At 41.0% G+C, this 18558-nt stretch carries 19 protein-coding genes and 1 riboswitch; of the genes, 3 read left to right on the forward strand and 16 right to left on the reverse strand.

What is annotated here, in order from left to right; all coding sequences use genetic code 11:
- Nucleotides 1-62: 62 nt before the first annotated feature.
- Complete coding sequence (gene asnB / locus JBW_RS16700; RefSeq protein ID WP_007959939.1) at nt 63-1907, reverse strand: asparagine synthase (glutamine-hydrolyzing); 1845 nt, start codon at nt 1905-1907, stop codon at nt 63-65.
- Nucleotides 1908-2093: 186 nt separating this feature from the next.
- Between asnB and JBW_RS16705 the strand changes: the two genes are divergently transcribed.
- Nucleotides 2094-2432, forward strand: a complete 339-nt coding sequence (locus tag JBW_RS16705; RefSeq protein ID WP_007959938.1) for a cupin domain-containing protein — start codon at nt 2094-2096, stop codon at nt 2430-2432.
- A gap of 176 nt (nt 2433-2608) precedes the next feature.
- Entirely contained in the window at nt 2609-3301 is a 693-nt protein-coding gene (locus tag JBW_RS16710) for a heparan-alpha-glucosaminide N-acetyltransferase (protein ID WP_007959936.1), read from the forward strand.
- A 42-nt stretch (nt 3302-3343) separates the two neighbouring features.
- On the opposite strand, the gene JBW_RS16715 is transcribed toward JBW_RS16710, so the two are convergent.
- On the reverse strand, nt 3344-4315 hold the full coding sequence (locus tag JBW_RS16715; protein ID WP_007959934.1) for a metal ABC transporter substrate-binding protein: 972 nt from the start codon (nt 4313-4315) through the stop codon (nt 3344-3346).
- A 217-nt stretch (nt 4316-4532) separates the two neighbouring features.
- On the opposite strand from JBW_RS16715, the gene JBW_RS16720 reads away from it, so the two are divergent.
- A complete protein-coding gene (locus JBW_RS16720; RefSeq protein ID WP_007959932.1) occupies nt 4533-5720 on the forward strand; it encodes a M20 metallopeptidase family protein in 1188 nt (395 codons plus the stop codon).
- Nucleotides 5721-5830: 110 nt separating this feature from the next.
- Here JBW_RS16720 and JBW_RS16725 read toward each other — a convergent pair whose 3' ends face one another.
- The 14 genes from JBW_RS16725 to JBW_RS16790 form a co-directional block, all read right to left on the reverse strand.
- Entirely contained in the window at nt 5831-6571 is a 741-nt protein-coding gene (locus tag JBW_RS16725; RefSeq protein ID WP_007959930.1) for an ABC transporter permease, read from the reverse strand.
- Nucleotides 6571-7410 carry an ABC transporter ATP-binding protein gene (locus JBW_RS16730; protein ID WP_007959928.1) on the reverse strand — a complete coding sequence of 280 codons (840 nt, stop codon included), beginning with the start codon at nt 7408-7410 and terminating at the stop codon, nt 6571-6573. The genes JBW_RS16725 and JBW_RS16730 overlap by 1 nt, the downstream gene beginning before the upstream one ends.
- A 3-nt stretch (nt 7411-7413) precedes the next feature.
- Entirely contained in the window at nt 7414-8217 is an 804-nt protein-coding gene (locus JBW_RS16735) for an ABC transporter ATP-binding protein (protein WP_007959926.1), read from the reverse strand.
- Entirely contained in the window at nt 8217-9233 is a 1017-nt protein-coding gene (locus JBW_RS16740; protein WP_007959924.1) for a FecCD family ABC transporter permease, read from the reverse strand. The genes JBW_RS16735 and JBW_RS16740 overlap by 1 nt, the downstream gene beginning before the upstream one ends.
- Nucleotides 9223-10191: an ABC transporter substrate-binding protein gene (locus JBW_RS16745; RefSeq protein WP_007959921.1), complete on the reverse strand. Its 969-nt coding sequence runs from the start codon at nt 10189-10191 to the stop codon at nt 9223-9225. The genes JBW_RS16740 and JBW_RS16745 overlap by 11 nt, the downstream gene beginning before the upstream one ends.
- A gap of 85 nt (nt 10192-10276) precedes the next feature.
- Nucleotides 10277-11203: a sirohydrochlorin cobaltochelatase gene (locus JBW_RS16750; protein ID WP_007959913.1), complete on the reverse strand. Its 927-nt coding sequence runs from the start codon at nt 11201-11203 to the stop codon at nt 10277-10279.
- Between the two features lie 59 nt (nt 11204-11262).
- The gene (gene cobI, locus JBW_RS16755; protein ID WP_007959912.1) at nt 11263-11970 is read right to left on the reverse strand and encodes a precorrin-2 C(20)-methyltransferase; all 708 of its coding nucleotides are present in this window, start codon (nt 11968-11970) and stop codon (nt 11263-11265) included.
- Nucleotides 11971-12302: 332 nt separating this feature from the next.
- Nucleotides 12303-12484: riboswitch (cobalamin riboswitch) on the reverse strand.
- Between the two features lie 116 nt (nt 12485-12600).
- Nucleotides 12601-13368: an SDR family NAD(P)-dependent oxidoreductase gene (locus JBW_RS16760; protein ID WP_007959910.1), complete on the reverse strand. Its 768-nt coding sequence runs from the start codon at nt 13366-13368 to the stop codon at nt 12601-12603.
- A 128-nt stretch (nt 13369-13496) separates the two neighbouring features.
- Nucleotides 13497-14222, reverse strand: a complete 726-nt coding sequence (locus tag JBW_RS16765; protein ID WP_007959908.1) for an energy transducer TonB — start codon at nt 14220-14222, stop codon at nt 13497-13499.
- Nucleotides 14223-14227: 5 nt separating this feature from the next.
- Nucleotides 14228-14638, reverse strand: coding sequence for an ExbD/TolR family protein (locus tag JBW_RS16770; protein WP_007959906.1), 411 nt, complete (start codon nt 14636-14638; stop codon nt 14228-14230).
- Entirely contained in the window at nt 14625-15272 is a 648-nt protein-coding gene (locus JBW_RS16775) for a MotA/TolQ/ExbB proton channel family protein (RefSeq protein WP_007959905.1), read from the reverse strand. Before JBW_RS16775 ends, JBW_RS16770 begins: the two co-directional genes overlap by 14 nt.
- A 29-nt stretch (nt 15273-15301) precedes the next feature.
- Nucleotides 15302-16543 carry an ABC transporter ATP-binding protein gene (locus JBW_RS16780; protein WP_007959903.1) on the reverse strand — a complete coding sequence of 414 codons (1242 nt, stop codon included), beginning with the start codon at nt 16541-16543 and terminating at the stop codon, nt 15302-15304.
- Complete coding sequence (locus tag JBW_RS16785) at nt 16540-17610, reverse strand: FecCD family ABC transporter permease (RefSeq protein ID WP_007959902.1); 1071 nt, start codon at nt 17608-17610, stop codon at nt 16540-16542. Before JBW_RS16785 ends, JBW_RS16780 begins: the two co-directional genes overlap by 4 nt.
- The gene (locus JBW_RS16790) at nt 17607-18557 is read right to left on the reverse strand and encodes an ABC transporter substrate-binding protein (protein ID WP_007959900.1); all 951 of its coding nucleotides are present in this window, start codon (nt 18555-18557) and stop codon (nt 17607-17609) included. Before JBW_RS16790 ends, JBW_RS16785 begins: the two co-directional genes overlap by 4 nt.
- Nucleotide 18558 lies beyond the last annotated feature (1 nt).

Raw genomic sequence — 18558 nt, forward strand, 5'->3', positions numbered from 1 at the left:
TGAAAACTTTAGAATGCTAACATAACAGCACTCATGCCCTTATGTTTTCCACTACCAGTATGCTATACCAATTGCACCTTGTATTCTCTCAGCCAAGTGTCCACTTGAATCAGATAAGCAAATAACTGGACGTTGGTCATAAGCTGCCCAAACCAAGGTATATTTGATATTTCCGCATTAGGCTGAGCCATTGCACGAACTTTATCCACATCCACGATCCTTCGCAATGGCGAAGAAGTATCATCTAAAATCTGTAGGACCCATTGACGCACAGCATTCAAATAAGAAGGATTATGGGTTTTCGGATAAGGACTCTTGCGTCTCCATAAAACATCTTCAGGTAAGATACCTACCAATGCCTGCCTTAAAAGACCTTTTTCTCTGCCATGGAAATTTTTCATATGCCATGGAACGTTCCATACATATTCAACGAGTCTATGATCGCAATATGGCACTCGAACTTCCAATCCTGAGGCCATACTCATACGATCTTTACGATCAAGTAATGTAGGCATCCAACGTGTTAGACTTAAGTAAAAAATTTCTCGCATACGTGCATCTTTCGCATCCTCACCAGGCAGCCGCGGCACTTCAGCTAATGCTTCCTGATAGCGTTCCTGTAAATAATCATGAGCCCTTGTTACTGATTGCATTTCAGGAGACAGCCACTGCATACGTACATCTAAATTAGGCGACCATGGGAAGCAGGAGGCCTTAATCATATCTTCCCGATAAAACCAAGGATAGCCGCCAAATACTTCATCAGCACATTCACCAGATAAGGCAACCGTGGCACCTTTTTTTATTTCACGGCAAAATAGATATAAAGAGGTATCTACATCAGCCATACCCGGTAAATCCCTTGAAATCGTAGCCTGGAGCAGACTCCCTGCTAATTCAGGCGTATCCAATATAATATTATGATGGCGAGTATCAAAGAATTCAGAAACACGCTGTACCCAAGGAGCATCCGCATTAGGCTGGAAACTATTCGCTTTAAAATATTGTGCATTATCAAGATAGTCAACAGAATAGGTATGAAGATCCCCTAGTCCTTTCTGACGATATGTATCGCATGCCAACGCTGTTAATGCACTCGAGTCAAGTCCTCCTGACAGTAAGGTACAAACGGGAACATCAGCAACTAATTGACGTTTTACAATATCCTGCAACAACTCTCGTATAGTGCCCACAGTGGTATCAAAATCATCTGGATGAGGCATACTTTCCAGCGCCCAGTATTGACAAAGATACATGCCTTTTTCACTATACAGCATGCTATGTCCTGGTCGCAGTTCTGCTATATTACGAAATACACCATGCCCCGGTGTTCGGCCTGGTCCAATAATAAGTACTTCTGCCAAGCCTTCGCTATCAATTTCTGGCTTAACCTCTGGATGGGCCAACAATGCCTTTAGCTCCGAACCAAAAATAAATTTACTACCTTGTCTCGTATAAAATAAAGGTTTGACACCGATGCGATCGCGAGCAAGAAATAAAGTCTGCTCCGCTTCATCCCAGATACCAAAAGCAAAGATACCATTAAATTTTTCTACACAAGAAGGACCCCATTCTATATATGCCGTTAACAAGACTTCCGTATCACAATTGGTACGAAAGGTATATCCTAGGGATTCTAAAGCTTGCCTTAATTCAGGCGTATTATACAATTCTCCATTATATGTTATTGCATAGCGTCGTTGCCCTCTATCTCGAATCATGGGCTGTGCTCCATTCTCTAGATCGACTACACTAAGTCGCCGATGCCCCAATGCTGCATTTTTTGTTAAATACATACCTGATGCATCAGGTCCACGAGCTGCTAACGTTTCCATCATGTTGGCCATAATATGACCCTCATTTTCAAGGTTTCTTTCCCAATCTATCCATCCTACAATTCCACACATACGTTATCCATCTCCTTTGAGAAAATAAAGCACCTTCGCTATATGTCGACCACAAGATAATATATGAATCAAAATAGAAATATGACACGGAAAAAATAATAATTGTGATAGTTATCACAGAAATAGGATAAATTAACCTGTAGAATGAAGTTAAGGAATAACAAATGAAGTGGAGGATTACACATTATGGAAAAGAAATTCATCAAAAATATTGAGTTCAGCAAGGCATTAGAAATGGTGAAACTAGTAGAATATCAAGATGGCCGCGTCGTCAGCCTTACTCTTGTACAAAATGATACGCTAACCTTAACATTGTTTGCCTTTGCAAAAGGCGAGGCGGTGAGCACCCATTCTGCACCTGGAGATGCTATGGTATACATTTTGGACGGCGAAGCCTCCATCACCGTTGGAGAAAACAAGTTCATTGCGACTAAGGGCCAAACTCTGGTCATGCCTTCTAATATTCCCCATGGTTTAGACGCTACAGAAAATTTTAAAATGATGCTTATTTTAGTAAAAGGGTAATAACTACTTCTTTGTATTCTTTTGCCATTGCGAACAGAGTGAAGCAATCTCCGGGCAAGCAGGGGATTGCTTCGCTAGGCGCGCTTGTATTTTTCTTTTTATTGCCTTTTTATCATCAATTGATTACACTTGTTATATTAGAGTTCATACCTTCAGTCTTTTATAAGGAGATTCTTATGTTCCCTGATCCTATTATTAAAAGCCGTCTTGAAGAGTTGGATTTTGCTCGCGGTTTGGCAATACTACTAATGATACTCTTTCATCTTATCGTAGATCTAAAAGATTTGTATGCTTATAATCTAGATTATCTGGGAGGATTTTGGTACTGGGAGGGAAAACTATCGGCTATCTTATTTATCTTCCTTTGCGGTTTAAGCAGTACCCTCAGCCGTAACAGTATGCGTCATGGCATCAACATTTTTATCTGGGCAATCCTACTAACGTCTATTACCTATTTTTACAATCCAGATTTTTATATTCGTTTTGGTATCTTGCATTTTCTTGGGATCAGTTTACTTTCGTCACATCTTATCGGTTCTTTACAAATTAGATGGTTATTACTGTTAACCATTGCTTCATTTATCATAGGTCTGGTTGTTGCGGCAAGCTTCACAGCTTCTCCATATCTTTTCCCTTTGGGTTTGCAGACTCGTACTTTTACATCGTTGGATTATTATCCTGTATTTCCTTGGTATGGAATTTTTGTCATTGGAATTCTAATCGGCAAGTTATTTTATAGATCCAGACAGCCTTATGTTTCTATACCTCTTCCCAAAGTAATTACTTGGCTAGGCCGACATTCTTTAGCCGTCTATTTGATCCATCAGCCAATCCTATTGGCGATTTTATATCTATTACATAAAAAATAAGAGATGAAGATTTGCTTATCATGCAACTCTTCATCTCTTTATTTACTTAAGCGCTTTTTGTAAGTTTACTAAATTCTCACCCATGATGGTTAAATAGTTTTTTCCATCTTTCATTTCTTGCTCTGTTAGGCTTTCAATCGGATTTAACACGAGTAATTCCGCCCCTGTTTCTTTCGCAAGGGTCTGCGCTAATTTAGGACTCGTTAAGGTTTCAAAGAATATATATTTCACTTTATGTTCACGGCAAAACTCAGTGATCTTTGCCATTCGATCTGGTGTAGGTTCTGCATCAGGAGAAAGCCCCATAATACCTAACTGTTCAAATCCATAACGATTTGCCAGATAACCAAAAGCTCTATGGCTCGTAACAATTTCTTTACGAGTAATTCCAGTTAAAGCCTTTTTATATTGTTCATCAAGTTCAGCTAATTTTTTATTGTATGTTTCTGCATTTTGTTTGTAGTAGTCGGCATTTTTTTCATCAACGGCAACCAATGCTTGCTCGATGGTTTTAATCTCTTGCTGAGCTGCTATTGGATCCAGCCATGCATGAGGATCAAATTTATGCTCATCATGGGAATCTCCATGCTCATGACCGTGTTCTTCCTCTTCCTCCTCTTCTTCTGCATGTTTTGCTTCCAGTTTCTTAACATCTTTACTTACTTCTACAGGAAGAGCATCACCTAATACATCTTTCTTTAGTAATTTTTCAACTGGCTCAAAATCGGCTCCATGATAAGCGAAAATTTTCGCACTCTTAATTTGAATGATATCTTTCGCTGTCGGTTCCCAGTCATGTGGTTCTGCCCCTGGAGGTATGAGCATAACCACATCTACCTTATCGCCGCCCACTTGTTTTACAAATTCATATACAGGATACATAGTAGTAACCACTTTTATTTTCTTAACTTCTGGCTCTGCTGGCTTTGCAGCATTACTACCACATCCCACTACTAAAAGTAAAACCAAAAGACACATGCTAACATTTACAAGACTTCTCCAATTCTTTATCATCTACGACTCCCCTTAATAGTAATATTCTTATTTAATAAATAATACCATATAATAACATCCTTGTCTATCTTTGTTAAGCAATATTTCTTATGCATTTAGAATCATAATCTATTTTTCATCTTTTATTTTACGCTTCACAAGTATATAATGATAGATATTGTAACATCATATCTTTTCATTACAGATACTTGTATCCTACGAATAGGAGGATTTCATTTTGCAAATTATTAAAAATCTCGTTGAAAAACATTATGATTCTATTGTTTCCTTACGACGTCATTTTCACACATACCCTGAACTCAGTACCCAGGAATTTAATACACAGCAAAGGATTCTGGAGGAATTATCAGCCTTAGGACTTACGCCGCGCAAAATGGCAGGAACAGGAGTAATTGCTAAGCTGCAAGGGGCTCTTCCTGGCAAGACCATTGCAATCCGAGCTGATATCGATGCACTAGAACTGCAAGATGAGTGCGGCAAGCCCTATCAATCGCAAAACCCTGGAGTATGTCATGCTTGCGGTCACGATGGTCATACGGCCATGCTGATTGGCGTAGCCAAGACATTAGTAGAATTAAAGGATCGTTTAGCTGGTACAATCATTTTCTTATTTCAGCCTAGTGAAGAATGTTTTCCCGGGGGTGCAGCCCTCATGGTGGAAGAAGGCGCTCTTGCAGATGTTGATGCTATTATTGGAACTCATCTTTGGCAAAGCCTTTCTGCCGGAACCAGCGGCATTAGCTATAACCGCATGATGGCTTCTCCTGATTCGTTTACCATTACTATAAAAGGCAGAGGCGGTCATGGGTCGATGCCCCATCAAACCGTAGATGCTCTCTTAGTAGGCGCGCAAGTCGTAACAGCGTTACATACCATTATAAGCCGCAATATTGATCCCTTGGAGCAAGCAGTCTTATCGATCGGTTCCTTTAAGTCAGGCGATACCTTTAACATCATTCCTGATACAGCTACTCTGATTGGCACCGTACGTTCCTTTACAATGGATATCAAGAAAATCGTTTTTGACCGTATGGAGCAAATTGTCAGCGGTATCTGCCTAGCAGCAGGCGCTACCTTCCAGATTGACAAAAACCTGGGCTTCCCCCCTGTCATCAATAATCCCCAAATTGCAGAAGTATTTGCAAATGCCAGCGTCGAAACTCTTGGCGCAGAAAATACCTTAACTATCGATCCTGTAATGGGTGGTGAAGATTTCTCCGTTTATCTGGAGAAGGTCCCCGGGGCCTTTATCTTTATTGGTACAGGTAATAAAGATAAAGGTATTATCTATCCTCAGCATCATCCTAAATTTGATATCGATGAGAAAGCATTAGCTTACGGAACAGAGACAATGGTACGTGCTGCCCTGAAACTTTCTTCCTCCAAAGAAAATTTTAAAAGATAAAAAATGAACCGCAGAGGCGCAGAGAACACAATAGAGAGGTATTTGTAATACTTTTCTATTGTGTTCTCTGCGCCTCTGCGGTTTAAAAAGTCTCGACTTTTATTCAACATCTACTCCCGTACTTTTTCCATCAGCCATACGCCGATTCCACAAAAAGCAGCAATGTATGCTGCCATGATGAGCAGGGATAAAACAGGAGTCTCCCCGCCAGAAACAATCGCCCGTAAGGCATGACTGGCATGGGTCAGTGGTAGAAATTCAATCAGCCAGCGTAACAGTGTCGGCAGATGGTCCGGTATAAAAAACGTAGCACATAAGAAAGACATAGGCAATAATACATAGGTATTAAAATTAGCCATATCTTCATGAGTATTCATCACCATCGCAGCCACGAGTCCCATAGAAGCAAAGACCAGACAGTTTAGCACCAATGCAATTGCAAACCAAATAGTAATCAGGGCGTGTGCCCCAAAGGCAAATGCTAACAGGATAATAATTAAAGATGATAATAAGCCGCGTAACGCACCTGACGCGACTTTACCAATCACAAAAGATATAGAAGATATGGGAGCAATTAGATATTCTTCCAATGTTTTATGATATACCCTACTCATATTAAGAGGACTTCCCACTGAATTAAAACTGATATTCATCGAATTCAAGGCAATAATGCCAGGTACAATAAAATCTAAATAACTGCCTTGATTGACCTGAATGCTCCGTCCTAATCCCCAGCCAAAGGCTACCAGATATAATATAGGTGAGACCATTCGAGATAAAATAAAGCGGCCAATGCGTCTTTTTAGCACTAGCCAATCTCGCCAAAAGACTGTCCAAATATCATATAACATTATCCTGCCACCTTCCGCCCAGTCAATTCTACAAATGCATCTTCTAAGTTTGTCTGACGCAGGGTAGTCGTTGTTACTAATGTAGCAGCAAAGGCGGAAGCCTCATTGCGGTCAGCGAAGAATTTTGTTTTTGTGCCTTCTTCATCTGCCCATTCCACTGCATAGGAACCAAGTCGCTGACACAATGCCCTGGGAGTATCGATGGCAATTAATTTCCCTTTTTCCATAATCGCAACCCGCTGGCATAAATTTTCAGCCTCTTCAATATAATGAGTGGTCAGCAATACAGTAAGTCCCTCATTCTTCAAGTGGCGTATCAGATCCCAAAGACGGCGGCGTACTTGCGGATCAAGCCCTACTGTGGGTTCATCTAAGAAAAGTACTTTGGGCTGATGCAATAACGCTCTTGCAATCATTAAGCGCCGCTTCATGCCGCCAGAAAATTTCTGCACCATCTCATGAGCTCGATCTTCCAGTTCTACAAACTTTAATAATTCTTCAATCCGTTGGTTACGCACCTGAGGCATCATATGGTGAAGTCTTCCATGAAGCTCAAGATTTTCCCAGGGTGTTAAATCACTGTCTAAATTAAAATGCTGAGGGACTACACCAATGACAGATTTAATGTGCTGTTCCTGATGAGAAGCCTCACAGCCATCAATAACAATCTTGCCTGCTGTTGGTCGTGTTAGCATGGTTAGTACGCGAATGGTAGTTGTTTTCCCTGCACCATTTGGTCCTAATAAGCCAAATATCTCTCCTTTGGCAATTTTTAAAGATAGATTATCTACAGCGGTGCGTTCACCAAATTTCTTACTAAAATTCTCAATGTGAATCATCTACTATCCCCTACTTCTCCTATTTATCGACGTCAGCCCCCGGATCATTACCATTGGTTTACCGGATGAATCAAAGGAGATTTCGCTTTCAACCCTAAATACTTCTCGCAGAGTATGCTCCGTAATGACATCCACCGGTTTACCCGCTGCAAAAATTTGTCCTTGCTGCAAGACGGCAACATAGTCTGAATATCTGGCTGCATGATTGATGTCATGCAGCACCATCACAACCGTAAGTTTATGCTCATGATTAAAAGCAGCTAGCAATTCCATGATTTCTAGCTGATGGCAAATATCAAGATAAGTAGTAGGTTCATCCAATAATAGGATTTCTGGCTTTTGTGCTAAAGCCATGGCTATCCATACCCGCTGACGTTCACCACCAGAAAGAGTACTCACCACTCGATCAGCCATTTGTGTAAGACCTGTCTGCGTCAAAGCCCAACTAACACAATCCTCATCTTGCTCTGACTTTCCTCTCCACCAGCTTTGATGGGGAAATCGCCCAAATTCGACTAGATCCCTTACTGTTAAATCACTGGGCGCCTGAGGAGATTGAGGTAAAACAGCCATTTGCTGCGCGAGCTTTTTTCCGCTAAGCTGAGCTAAATTCTGACCGTCTAAATAGACAATCCCTTTATTCGGTTGTATATTCCGTGATAAGACATTCAATAAGGTACTTTTACCTGATCCATTAGGGCCTAAAATCGAAATAATTTTCCCTTCCTCAATTGCCAGAGAAAGATCTTTCAAGACCATTTTATCATCAAAATTCACGGATAATGCTTCTGCTTTCATAATGGACATTATGCATCCCTCCTTAGCAGGTAGAGAAAGAATGGCGCACCGACAAAGGCCATAATAATCCCTACTGGAATTTCAATTGGAGCAAATGCCACTCTAGCCAAGGTATCGCTTAATGTAACAACTGCGACTCCCAATAAGGCCGAGGCTGGAAGAAGATAGCGATAATCCGAACCAACCAACAAGCGTGCTGCATGGGGTACAATCAATCCTACAAAGCCCAACAGACCAACAACACTAACAGCACTTGCCGCCATTAATGCTGCCACTGCTGTCAGTGCAATGCGGGATACTTCCACATTTAGACCTAACCCTCGGGCAATTTCATCTCCAAGATTTAGAATATTAAGTCGCCTGGCACCCAATATAGCCAAGATTCCACCAATTATCGTATAGGGCAAAATAATATCAAGATGTGGCCAGCTGCGGGCTGACAATCCCCCCACCATCCACATCAATGCTCCATGAACCCGATCACTGTAAAATACTAATAGTGCAGAAATAGCTGAATTCAAAAAAGCCGATACAGCTACCCCTGCTAAAATAATACGTACTGGCCGAATGCCGCCTTTCCAAGCCAAAATATAAATAAAAATAGCCGCTATCATAGCACCAAAAAAGGCAAAGGGAGTCACCAAATATTCTTTATGAGGGAACAGCACCATAATGCTTACGCCAGCTAAACCAGCTCCTGACGACACCCCAATAATATGAGGGTCAGCCAGGGGATTTTTCATAACACCCTGTAAAATGGCTCCAGCTAAGGACAAATTAACACCTACCAATGCGCCTACTAAGGTTCTTGGCAACCGTATGTTCCATATCACTTGTCGATTTGCTCCCGGAGTATCAGAAAAAATAGCCGTTATAATTTCATTCAGACTAATGGATAGTGCTCCTACACTCAAACTGAGGGCAATCCCCCCTAGAGCAAGTAATAGGAATATCCCCAAAATAAATGCTCTCCATTCACTCCGATCACGTGTGCCTCTACATGAGAAAATCTTCTTATTTAACATTTCCATAAACCTCAGGATACATTACTTTTGCCATATATTCTACTGATTCATGAAAACGAATTCCAGGATTGAGTTGGAATAATTCTGCGGGCAGAAAGAATACTTGTCCTGTTTTTACTGCACGTAAACCACCCCAAGCCGGATTGCTTTCAAGATCAGCTTTCATTCTTTTTTCAATTTCAGCCATATTTCCCATGGTAACAACCAAAATAGCATCGGCGTCTCCTTCTACTAGTTTTTCTAAACTATAAGGAGTCGTTTCACTATCACCAGCGATTGGCGTACTACCTGCCGCAATGTTTTTGAGTTTCAGGATAGCAGCCACATTTCCTGCAATGCTATGCTCAAGCTCTACAGTAACATTTTTGGCGGTGGCGTGCAATATAATCACTTTTTTACTTTGATTTGGCAACTTAACTGTTACCTCATTGATTTTGGCTTGCATAACAGCAAGCAGTTTTTTGGCCTGATCTTGCGTGCCTGCAATCTCCCCAAATAACTTGACTTTCGCTAGAATATCATCATAGGTTCTCATTTTCAATATCATCACAGGAATCTTACTGCTTTCAAATGTTGGAATTAATTTATCGTGAATTCCCTGAAAACCAATTATTAAGTCTGGCTGAAGGGTTAATACTTGCTCAACATTTACATTATAAATAAAGCCTACTTCTGGAATCTCCTGCTGAGTGGGAAAAGTCTGCGGTGTTTTAGAGCTCGGTCTTCCTACTGCTTTGCCACCGACCCCATATAATACATCTAAGAAAGAGGTGGATAACACAACAATGCGTTGTGGTTTTTGTCCCAATACTACATTGCGCCCTGCATCATCCGTCATTTGCAGATAATGATCTGGAGATTTTGTTGTTGATTTTTCTTGGGTTGAAGAAGCACATCCTACCAAGATTACACTCATTATACTTAGCATACAGACTAAATATGTCAATTTCCCTTTCACGACTCGCTCTCCTTCCACACATATAACAAATGGGAAAGGCCGGATATACTTGATCCGGCATCCCCTCTTACTACTGTCTTAACTTTTATTTTAAGCCTTTAATGGCATCACGTACATGCTGTACATAAATATCTTGGATTCCAGTGTTTTCACCTAAACCATGAACATAGGTTTCCACTTGATATCCGTCTGCAAGGAACGTATTCTTCCAAGAATCTTTTTCATCCCCAGCCATATCGTTATTGGCATGATCACCAGCAACTAACATGAGTGGCATCAAGGTAATTTTTTTAATATTTCTTTCTTTTAGTAATTTTTCAACATCTTGAAGATTAGGATGATCCGTTTCTTCCACTACACCGATAATCACATGTAAGCCAGCTGCATCAAATTGCTCTTGTAAGGCTTGGTAAGCTGGATTATGTTGATGTGGTGAACCATGTCCCATAAATACCACAGTTTTACCTTGCAATTGCAATGCAGGAAGTTGTTTTTTAAGAGCATTTACAGCAATGGCGAAATCATTGGGTTTACCATTTTCACCATGAAAGAATAATACCGGACGACCTATAGAAAGGGTATCAAAGGCTCCATTGAACTTTTCTACAGTAGCCACAACTTTTTTATCATACTCTTCACCTGGTGTCAGATGAGTTGTTTGTATAATAACTTCTTTATAGCCATCTTTTTTTAATTTATTTAATACGGTTTCCAAATCATTCACATGAATGTTGCTATTTTCCGCCAAACGTTTCATAACAATTTTGGAAGTAAAAGCTCTATATACATCATATTCAGGAAAGGCTTGGGCAATACGTTTTTCTACACTCTCAATATTTAATTGACGAGCTTCTGCAAAAGTAGTACCGAAGCTTACCACAACGATGGCTTTTTGACTTTTTGGTACCCCTTGCGCACTTGCATTTGATAAGCCAAATGCACTAGCACCCAGTAATAAGGAAACACTTAATGCAAAACTCATAGCGATTTTATATAAAAAATTCATTTTCATTTCTACAACTCCCCACTCAGTTTTCTATGTGCTAGGTCTTTGGGGTAATCATATTGCACTTAACCAAGCTTACGTTTTTTAGCCAAGATTGTAGACAAATAATTAACACTCGTTGGATCCACTTCATCCAAATTATAACTAATTTGTTCATCAGGCAAACCACAGCGACTAATCATAACAGAATTTTCACCAAAACCATGCTGTTTTAATTTCGCTACAACCTGTCCAAAATTTTTGTAAACCTTCATTAATACAACATTATCGACGACTCCCAATATAGCATCTAACTCTTCTTCTGACATCGTCGCAGGAATAATGCTAAGTATATCATTTCCCTCTGCCAGCGGCTGACCTAATTGACTGCCAATCGCACAAAAAGCCGGAACGCCAGGTATGGTTTCAATAGCATAACCAGAGTCCTTTAACAACCGATATACATACATATAAGTGCTATAAAACATAGGATCACCCAATGTTAAAAACACAACTTTTTTCCCAGCCTGCAGTTCTGCCAGAATACTATTTTTATTATTTTCCCATGCATTGGCTAGCGTAGCAGCATCATTTACCATCGGGAAAACCAACCTCAATATCTCAACATCTGTTTTCAAGTACGGATGAGCAATCGATAGTGCTGTACTACCTTCTTTTTTTTCTGTTTTAGGGGCAATTACCACATCCGCGTTTCTTATCACCTCCACTGCTTTTAATGTGAGCAGCTCTGGGTCTCCTGGCCCTACACCAACACCGTAAAAAATTCCTGCCATAATGGCCTCCTTAACTATAATTTGTGGTACAACATATACAAGTACATATAACGATAACTGAGTAAAACGAGAATTTGCACCCTTAATTTTACCATTATCCAATAATCTTGACCAACACTGGTGAAAAATTAGAAAATTGGCATGAAAGCCAATTCAGCTGCAATCCTACTGGACAATCATCGTTACTAGCGCAAAAAATCTTCCGTCACACATAACGGAAGATTTCAATAAATACAATTATAGTAGCCTGCCATCATATAAACACGTCACTATCATGTGTAATATACAACAGTATAACTGTACGAATCTCCTCCCCATCTCTCGCAGGTTTTAACGGTGATTGCTGTATAGGCAGTTCTCCTGACTTTGAATCATTGCTTCCCCAAGCCTTCCCAAGTTTAATCTCAGTGGCATAATTATGGGGTTACTCCTCATTACAGTGGCGGGACCGCGCCGGAATTTAACCGGACTTCCCTATTAAGCCCCAAAGGGCACCTATACCATCCATATGAAATTTTGCTGTCCACTCTTATTTAGAGTATTATAAATACTTTTTCTTGTCAAGGACATACTTGGAAATATTCTATACTCTTCGTTTTATTTTAACGATCTTGTTATATAAGCACCAATCTAACACGCAGTTAAGCCGCCATCCACTGTCCACACTGCACCGTTAACAAAAGATGCTTGATCCGATGCCAGAAAGCAGATTACATGAGCCACCTCATGAACTTTGGCAATTCGCCCTATTGGATACATCGATGCCATGTCTCGCAAATATTCCTCTGGATTGTTTGCCTCTGCTAATTGCTGTTTAAGCATAGGCGTATCCACATCACCAGGGCATACGCAATTAGCACGGACACCATAGTGAATACTTTCTAAGGACAATGCCTTTGTAAAGGTCGTCACCGCTCCTTTTGAAGCGCAATAGGCAGTACATAAACAATTACCATTAATCCCTGCATCAGAAGACACGTTAATAATTGCTCCACCACCCCTCTGCCGCAAATAAGGCAAAGCAGATTTACAAATAAAATAGGTACCTTTTATATTGATGTTCATGATGTGATCAAACTCATCTTCCGTAACTTCACCAATGATTTTTTCCATATATATACCAGCAGCATTGATAACAATATCCAGACCGCCGAACTGGGCTGCAGTTTTTTCTACTACTTCTTGGCATTGGCTCACAGAACTGACATCACCTTGAATAAAACATACATTATCAGCATAGGATGCTAATTCGAATAAGGCCATTTGCCCTTTTTCCTTTTGACGTCCAATTAAGGCTGTCTTAGCTCCTTGGGCCAGCAATTGGCGAGCAGCCTCCAAACCAATACCAGAAGTACCGCCAGTAATCATCACTACTTTTCCCGCAAATTGGTAATTCATGATTCAACTCCTACTAAATTATCCTAAACTAGCTTGTTACTTATACTATATCACAAATCGAATGATTGAAAATGTAATCTACTCTATAAAACTACAACAAGTACCCTGCTTTTCTACTGAGTTTCTACCTACTTAAAACGAAAAGTGACTGGCATGTTTGTATAACACATAATACTGGCGCCGCTCTCTGGGTCCTTAGCCGGCACAAATCGCCATTTTTGAACCGCTGCTACCACTGCAGCATCTAATATATCATGTCCTGATGTCGCACTAATGGTTACATCGCCAGGTAATCCATTTGCCAAAATTTGAATTTTTACCACTACGGTACCTGTCAAGCCGGCTGTCCTCGCTCCTTCAGGATAATCAGGATCTACCTTAGATAAGATCTGCGGCCGAACAATCTTACCTTTTCGCCCGCCATTTCCCCCACTATTAGAGCCAACATTAGTGCCACTGCCGCCGCTCCCACTATTCCCAACTCCATCACTGCCAGAAGAAAAATTTCCAGTCGACTCATTACTACTTGCTGACTGGGATGAAGCTACTGCTTCCATCGCCAGCTCATTGGCCACAGTCACTACCTCAGAGGTAGCAGGCGAAGCGGCTTTACTCGCCCTTACTTGCACAGTCTGGACAGGAGCAGCACTAGGTGCACTCTGGGAATTTGGCAATGGTTCATCTAATTCTGAATCGTCTATAGACGCATCTGTAAGTAATTCTAATTCAATGTAAGGTTCTGCTTCTATGGGTGTAACAGCCTTACCAGCCAGCCAACCGATAACACCCCAAAATAATATATGAAAAATTATAGAAATGCCGATGGCCTTACGCCAACGTGGTCGGTATGTCATGCGCTCTATCTTCCTTTCCGATCAGTAGCCACAGCCACCCTACGTGCCCCTGACATTTTGAGCTCATCCAATACTGCCACTACCTGACCATACTCTGCTTGTTTATCTGCTCGTACAACAAATATATTTTCTGAGTGTTTTGCCAGCTCAATACTAATTCGTTTTTGCAACAAGGAAAAAGGAATTTCCTCTTGATCAAACATGATATTACCATTTTGTAAAATAGTAATATTAATATTCTCGGACAGTTCCTTCTGTACAGCTGCAGCTTGCGGCAAATTGATAGGAATGGTATGCTGCTCCACCATATATAAGGTACTCATCATAAAAAAAATTAATAAAAAAAAGATAATATCAATCATGGGAATAATCATTAATTCTGGTTGTTTCTCAATGCGTAAGCTACGCAATTTCATGATTTTCCCTCCGAGTTTTTTTATTGCCCGCCAGTCGAGTCATGATGAGAGTATAGACTTGTTCCATATCCGTAACCAATTGATCTAAGCGATGAGTAAAATAGATGTGAACAACTAACGCCATAATCGCTACCATTAAACCAGTAGCGGTTGCCACTAAGGCTTCGCCAATTCCGCCAGTGATAGCCATAGGCTGACCATTTTTCACATTGAAAACGCTAAAGGAATTAATCATACCGATTACGGTTCCCAATAATCCTAACAAAGGGGATAAGGTAACAATGGAACTTAGATAATTCAAGTATTCTCTCAATCTGGCTGCTGATAAAGCGGCTGTTCCTTCCATAATTACTTCCAGGTTACTCTCCTTTTGATAAGCCTCTAACCCTTCTGCCGCTAAGCGCCCAATTACCGCTGGCGTATGTTCACATAATTGCTGCGCCTCGGCAATTTTCTTTCTTTCCAATAAAGGCTGCAGCTTATTAATAAACACCTGAGCATCTGTAGACATCTGGCGGAAATAAATAAACCGCTCCACTGCAATTGCCACTACAGCCAAAGAACACCCTGCAATCACATACATGACCGGGCCGCCCTTATAAAATAAACTGATGCATTGTAATAAAAAATCCATATTGTTTTATCACTCCTTCTTACAAACTTTCAATTTTTCTCTAGTAATGTAATAAATTGCGGTAATGTCATCACGGTAACTTGAGGCATCTCTACCAATTCTGCATATAATTCACTGGCTTGACCATTAAGGAAATCCCGTTTTTCAATCGGTGTATCCTCAATCACAATTAATTTTTTAGCCATAAAAGCGGCTTGTAAATTATCAATATTTTGTTCTCCAAAGGTTAAATCTGACAATACTACCCAATCGGCTGCGCTAATTTTCCTGCGATTCTCTTGTGCCGACAGTTCATCAATGCTTGAAAAAGGTTGCCCCAGCAGGCAAGGCAAATGAAAGGCTTCTGCTACATTGGCATCCGCATCACCTGGCTGTATTACACCAAGGGTCAGACGATACCCCCTTTCATAAAGCAAACGGATAAATTTCTCCCCTGATCCCCCACCGCAAATAATATGAACATTCGTGTCTTTATTGGGATTATCATCAGCAGCAGCATAGGTGTGGATATCTAGATTACCAGTTACTTTATTCATAAATACAGCGGCATGCAAACCATAAGCAGCTTGTAAATTTTCTTTGGTAATCACCTTCTCAGGAGAGCCGTCCGCAATCATTTTGCTATCTGCCAATAGCAGCAGCCGAGAGCAAAATTTAGCTGACAATTTTAAATCATGCGCTACTATCAATACCGTTTTACCTTGCTTTGAGATCAATTGACAATAACGAAATATTTCTTCTTGATAGACTAAATCCAGGCTAGCCGTCGGCTCATCTAAAAAAATAAGCGGGGTTTCTTGTGCCAGAACTTTGGCCAATAAAACACGCTGTTTCTCACCGCCTGACATCAAATGGACCGGTTTATCCGCTAATGCTTCCACTCCCGTAAACTCCATATATTGGCGGGCAATTGCTTTATCCTCAGCCTGCTCATGCTGCCACCATTTTAGATATGGATAACGCCCAGTTAAAACCACTTCTAAGGCCGTATAGCCAAAGCCTACATTTACTTCCTGCTGCATATAGGCAACATGACGAGCCAGTTCCTTATCAGACAAGGTTGTAATGGGGCGGCCTGCTAACTGTACCTCACCCGAAGCTAAAGGCACAAAACCACGCAAAGCTAGGAGCAAGGTACTTTTGCCTGCTCCATTAGGGCCAATAATCCCCACAAATTCTCCAGCACTTATGCTGCAGGTAATATTCTCTAAAATTTTCTTTTCACCAAGCACAATACTACTATTACGGGCGGTTATGATTTCCTGTGTCATGAAGGTCCTCCAGACTGTTGCGTTTTACGCAGCAGATATAAGAAGTAAGGGGCTCCCAGTAACGCTGTCATAATACCTACACGAATTTCATTAGGAGGAAAAATCATTCTTCCTAAGGTATCACAGAACACTAAGAACAAAGCTCCCGCTAAGGCACTGCTTGGCAGCAGCCAGCGATGCTCCGGCCCAACTATAATTCGCATAATATGAGGTACAATTAAACCGACAAAGCCAATGGTACCACTCACACATACTGCCATTGCCGTAGTAGCAGCAGCCACAAATAATAAAAGCAGGCGCAATGCAACTACAGGCACCCCTACTGATCGAGCTTCTTGTTCCCCTAGTACAAGAACATTCAAATGCCGTGCCAGCAAGCATAAAACAATCAGACCGATGAGAATTGGACCAACTGCCAGGTAAACATGTTCCCAGCGTCGATAATCTAAGCCCCCTACCACCCAAAATAAATATTCTCGTACCCGATATTCATTCATCAGAGTCAAAATTCCAGATGTTAGAGCTCCCATTAACATACTGACGGCTACTCCTGATAACAATAAGGTCATCACGGGGATTTTGCCCCGTGACATAGTTAAAAAAACCGTTGCGCTCACTGCTGCAAGGGCTCCCACTAACGCAAACATCGGCATAATAAATATACTAAAAGACGTTAGACCAAGAGCAATGGCAGCAACAGCTCCAAAAGATGCTCCACTGGAAACGCCAATAATTCCCGGATCAGCTAGAGGGTTACCAAATACCCCCTGCATAACGGCTCCCGATACACCTAATGCAGCTCCCACTAACACCCCTACAAGTACCCGGGGCAAACGGATATTCCACACCACAGCCTGAAATTCGGCATTAACGGAGGGGAAATATCCGCTAATCACGGGCACATGCTGTCCAATAATTGCTAGGGTATCTTCCCATGGCACCGTTATGGTTCCCCAAGATATAGAAAATACGATCATACCAAGTAATACGATACTAAGTACTATCATAATCTTCCAAGCCTTTTTAGCCCGATTCCCTTGTGTCTTCTTTAGCATTGTTTCTCTCATGGGTTATATTGAGGATAAGCTGCCTTAGCAACGTCCGTTACTCCTTGTACAATATATTGTGATGAAGAGCTTAAATGACGATCGGGAATCGTGAATAGCTGCTCCTCTTTGATTGCTCTAAGACTTTGAAATGCGGGATCATCTCGTACTCCCGCTTTAAATTCCTCTACGTTGGTTTTATCATTATAATTCCATGTTGGCATAATAAAAACATCGGGACTGGCAGCTATAATTTGCTCTTTAGTCATCATTTCATTCTTACCAACGCCTACTTTACTTGCCCCATTCATGACACCTGCATATCGGCAGATATCATCAAATAAGCTGCCTTGTCCTCCGATTCCTCCCATTAAGGAGAAAAGGACTACCGTTTTCCGCTCCTCAGAGCTGACTTTCTCCAATGATTTTTGGATCGTTCCTAATTGATTCTCCATTTGGGTTACCATTTGCTGTCCCATCTGTTCTTCTCCAACAACATGGGCAATTTCTCGAATCACATGTTTTACGTCTTCAATGGTACTTGGTGTTTTATATACATAGACAGGAACTCCTGTGTCACGAATGGTTTGAATTAATTCTATAGGCTGCCAATCAGCAATAAATAATACGTCTGGCTGTAATGCGATAATTGCTTCCGGATTGGCCTTCACCTTTTTGGATACCAATTTAGCCTGTTCACTTACGTTGGATATTTCCGGGTCATCTGCCAAATAGGTCAAAGCTAAAATGCGTTCCAAAGGAACCAAGTCCACCAGTATCTCATCTGTCCCCAAGGACAAGGACACAATTCGGCTGGGTTTATGAGGAAGTTTTATTACATGACCTTGGAAATCCTGTACTTCATAGCCTCCTGTTTTAGGTGCATCCTGCTGTTGGTTAGAGCTGCAGCCAACTACTAACAGAAGGCAGCAACTTAAGAGTAAAGCAATAAACGACAATTTTTTCATC

Origin of the sequence: Pelosinus fermentans JBW45 (assembly GCF_000271665.2) — a bacterium.
In the GTDB taxonomy this organism is placed as follows: domain Bacteria; phylum Bacillota; class Negativicutes; order DSM-13327; family DSM-13327; genus Pelosinus; species Pelosinus baikalensis.

Excerpts from the sequence above, each read along its gene's own strand:
- JBW_RS16770 (WP_007959906.1), bottom strand. The coding sequence starts at position 14,638 with ATGAAATTGCGTAGCTTACGCATTGAGAAACAACCAGAATTAATGATT.
- JBW_RS16775 (WP_007959905.1), bottom strand. The coding sequence starts at position 15,272 with ATGGATTTTTTATTACAATGCATCAGTTTATTTTATAAGGGCGGCCCG.
- JBW_RS16730 (WP_007959928.1), bottom strand. The coding sequence starts at position 7,410 with ATGATTCACATTGAGAATTTTAGTAAGAAATTTGGTGAACGCACCGCT.
- JBW_RS16705 (WP_007959938.1), top strand. The coding sequence starts at position 2,094 with ATGGAAAAGAAATTCATCAAAAATATTGAGTTCAGCAAGGCATTAGAA.
- JBW_RS16765 (WP_007959908.1), bottom strand. The coding sequence starts at position 14,222 with ATGACATACCGACCACGTTGGCGTAAGGCCATCGGCATTTCTATAATT.
- JBW_RS16715 (WP_007959934.1), bottom strand. The coding sequence starts at position 4,315 with ATGATAAAGAATTGGAGAAGTCTTGTAAATGTTAGCATGTGTCTTTTG.
- JBW_RS16760 (WP_007959910.1), bottom strand. The coding sequence starts at position 13,368 with ATGAATTACCAATTTGCGGGAAAAGTAGTGATGATTACTGGCGGTACT.
- JBW_RS16735 (WP_007959926.1), bottom strand. The coding sequence starts at position 8,217 with ATGTCCATTATGAAAGCAGAAGCATTATCCGTGAATTTTGATGATAAA.
- JBW_RS16710 (WP_007959936.1), top strand. The coding sequence starts at position 2,609 with ATGTTCCCTGATCCTATTATTAAAAGCCGTCTTGAAGAGTTGGATTTT.
- JBW_RS16785 (WP_007959902.1), bottom strand. The coding sequence starts at position 17,610 with ATGAGAGAAACAATGCTAAAGAAGACACAAGGGAATCGGGCTAAAAAG.
- JBW_RS16725 (WP_007959930.1), bottom strand. The coding sequence starts at position 6,571 with ATGTTATATGATATTTGGACAGTCTTTTGGCGAGATTGGCTAGTGCTA.
- JBW_RS16740 (WP_007959924.1), bottom strand. The coding sequence starts at position 9,233 with ATGTTAAATAAGAAGATTTTCTCATGTAGAGGCACACGTGATCGGAGT.
- JBW_RS16790 (WP_007959900.1), bottom strand. The coding sequence starts at position 18,557 with ATGAAAAAATTGTCGTTTATTGCTTTACTCTTAAGTTGCTGCCTTCTG.
- JBW_RS16780 (WP_007959903.1), bottom strand. The coding sequence starts at position 16,543 with ATGACACAGGAAATCATAACCGCCCGTAATAGTAGTATTGTGCTTGGT.
- asnB (WP_007959939.1), bottom strand. The coding sequence starts at position 1,907 with ATGTGTGGAATTGTAGGATGGATAGATTGGGAAAGAAACCTTGAAAAT.
- cobI (WP_007959912.1), bottom strand. The coding sequence starts at position 11,970 with ATGGCAGGAATTTTTTACGGTGTTGGTGTAGGGCCAGGAGACCCAGAG.
- JBW_RS16750 (WP_007959913.1), bottom strand. The coding sequence starts at position 11,203 with ATGAAAATGAATTTTTTATATAAAATCGCTATGAGTTTTGCATTAAGT.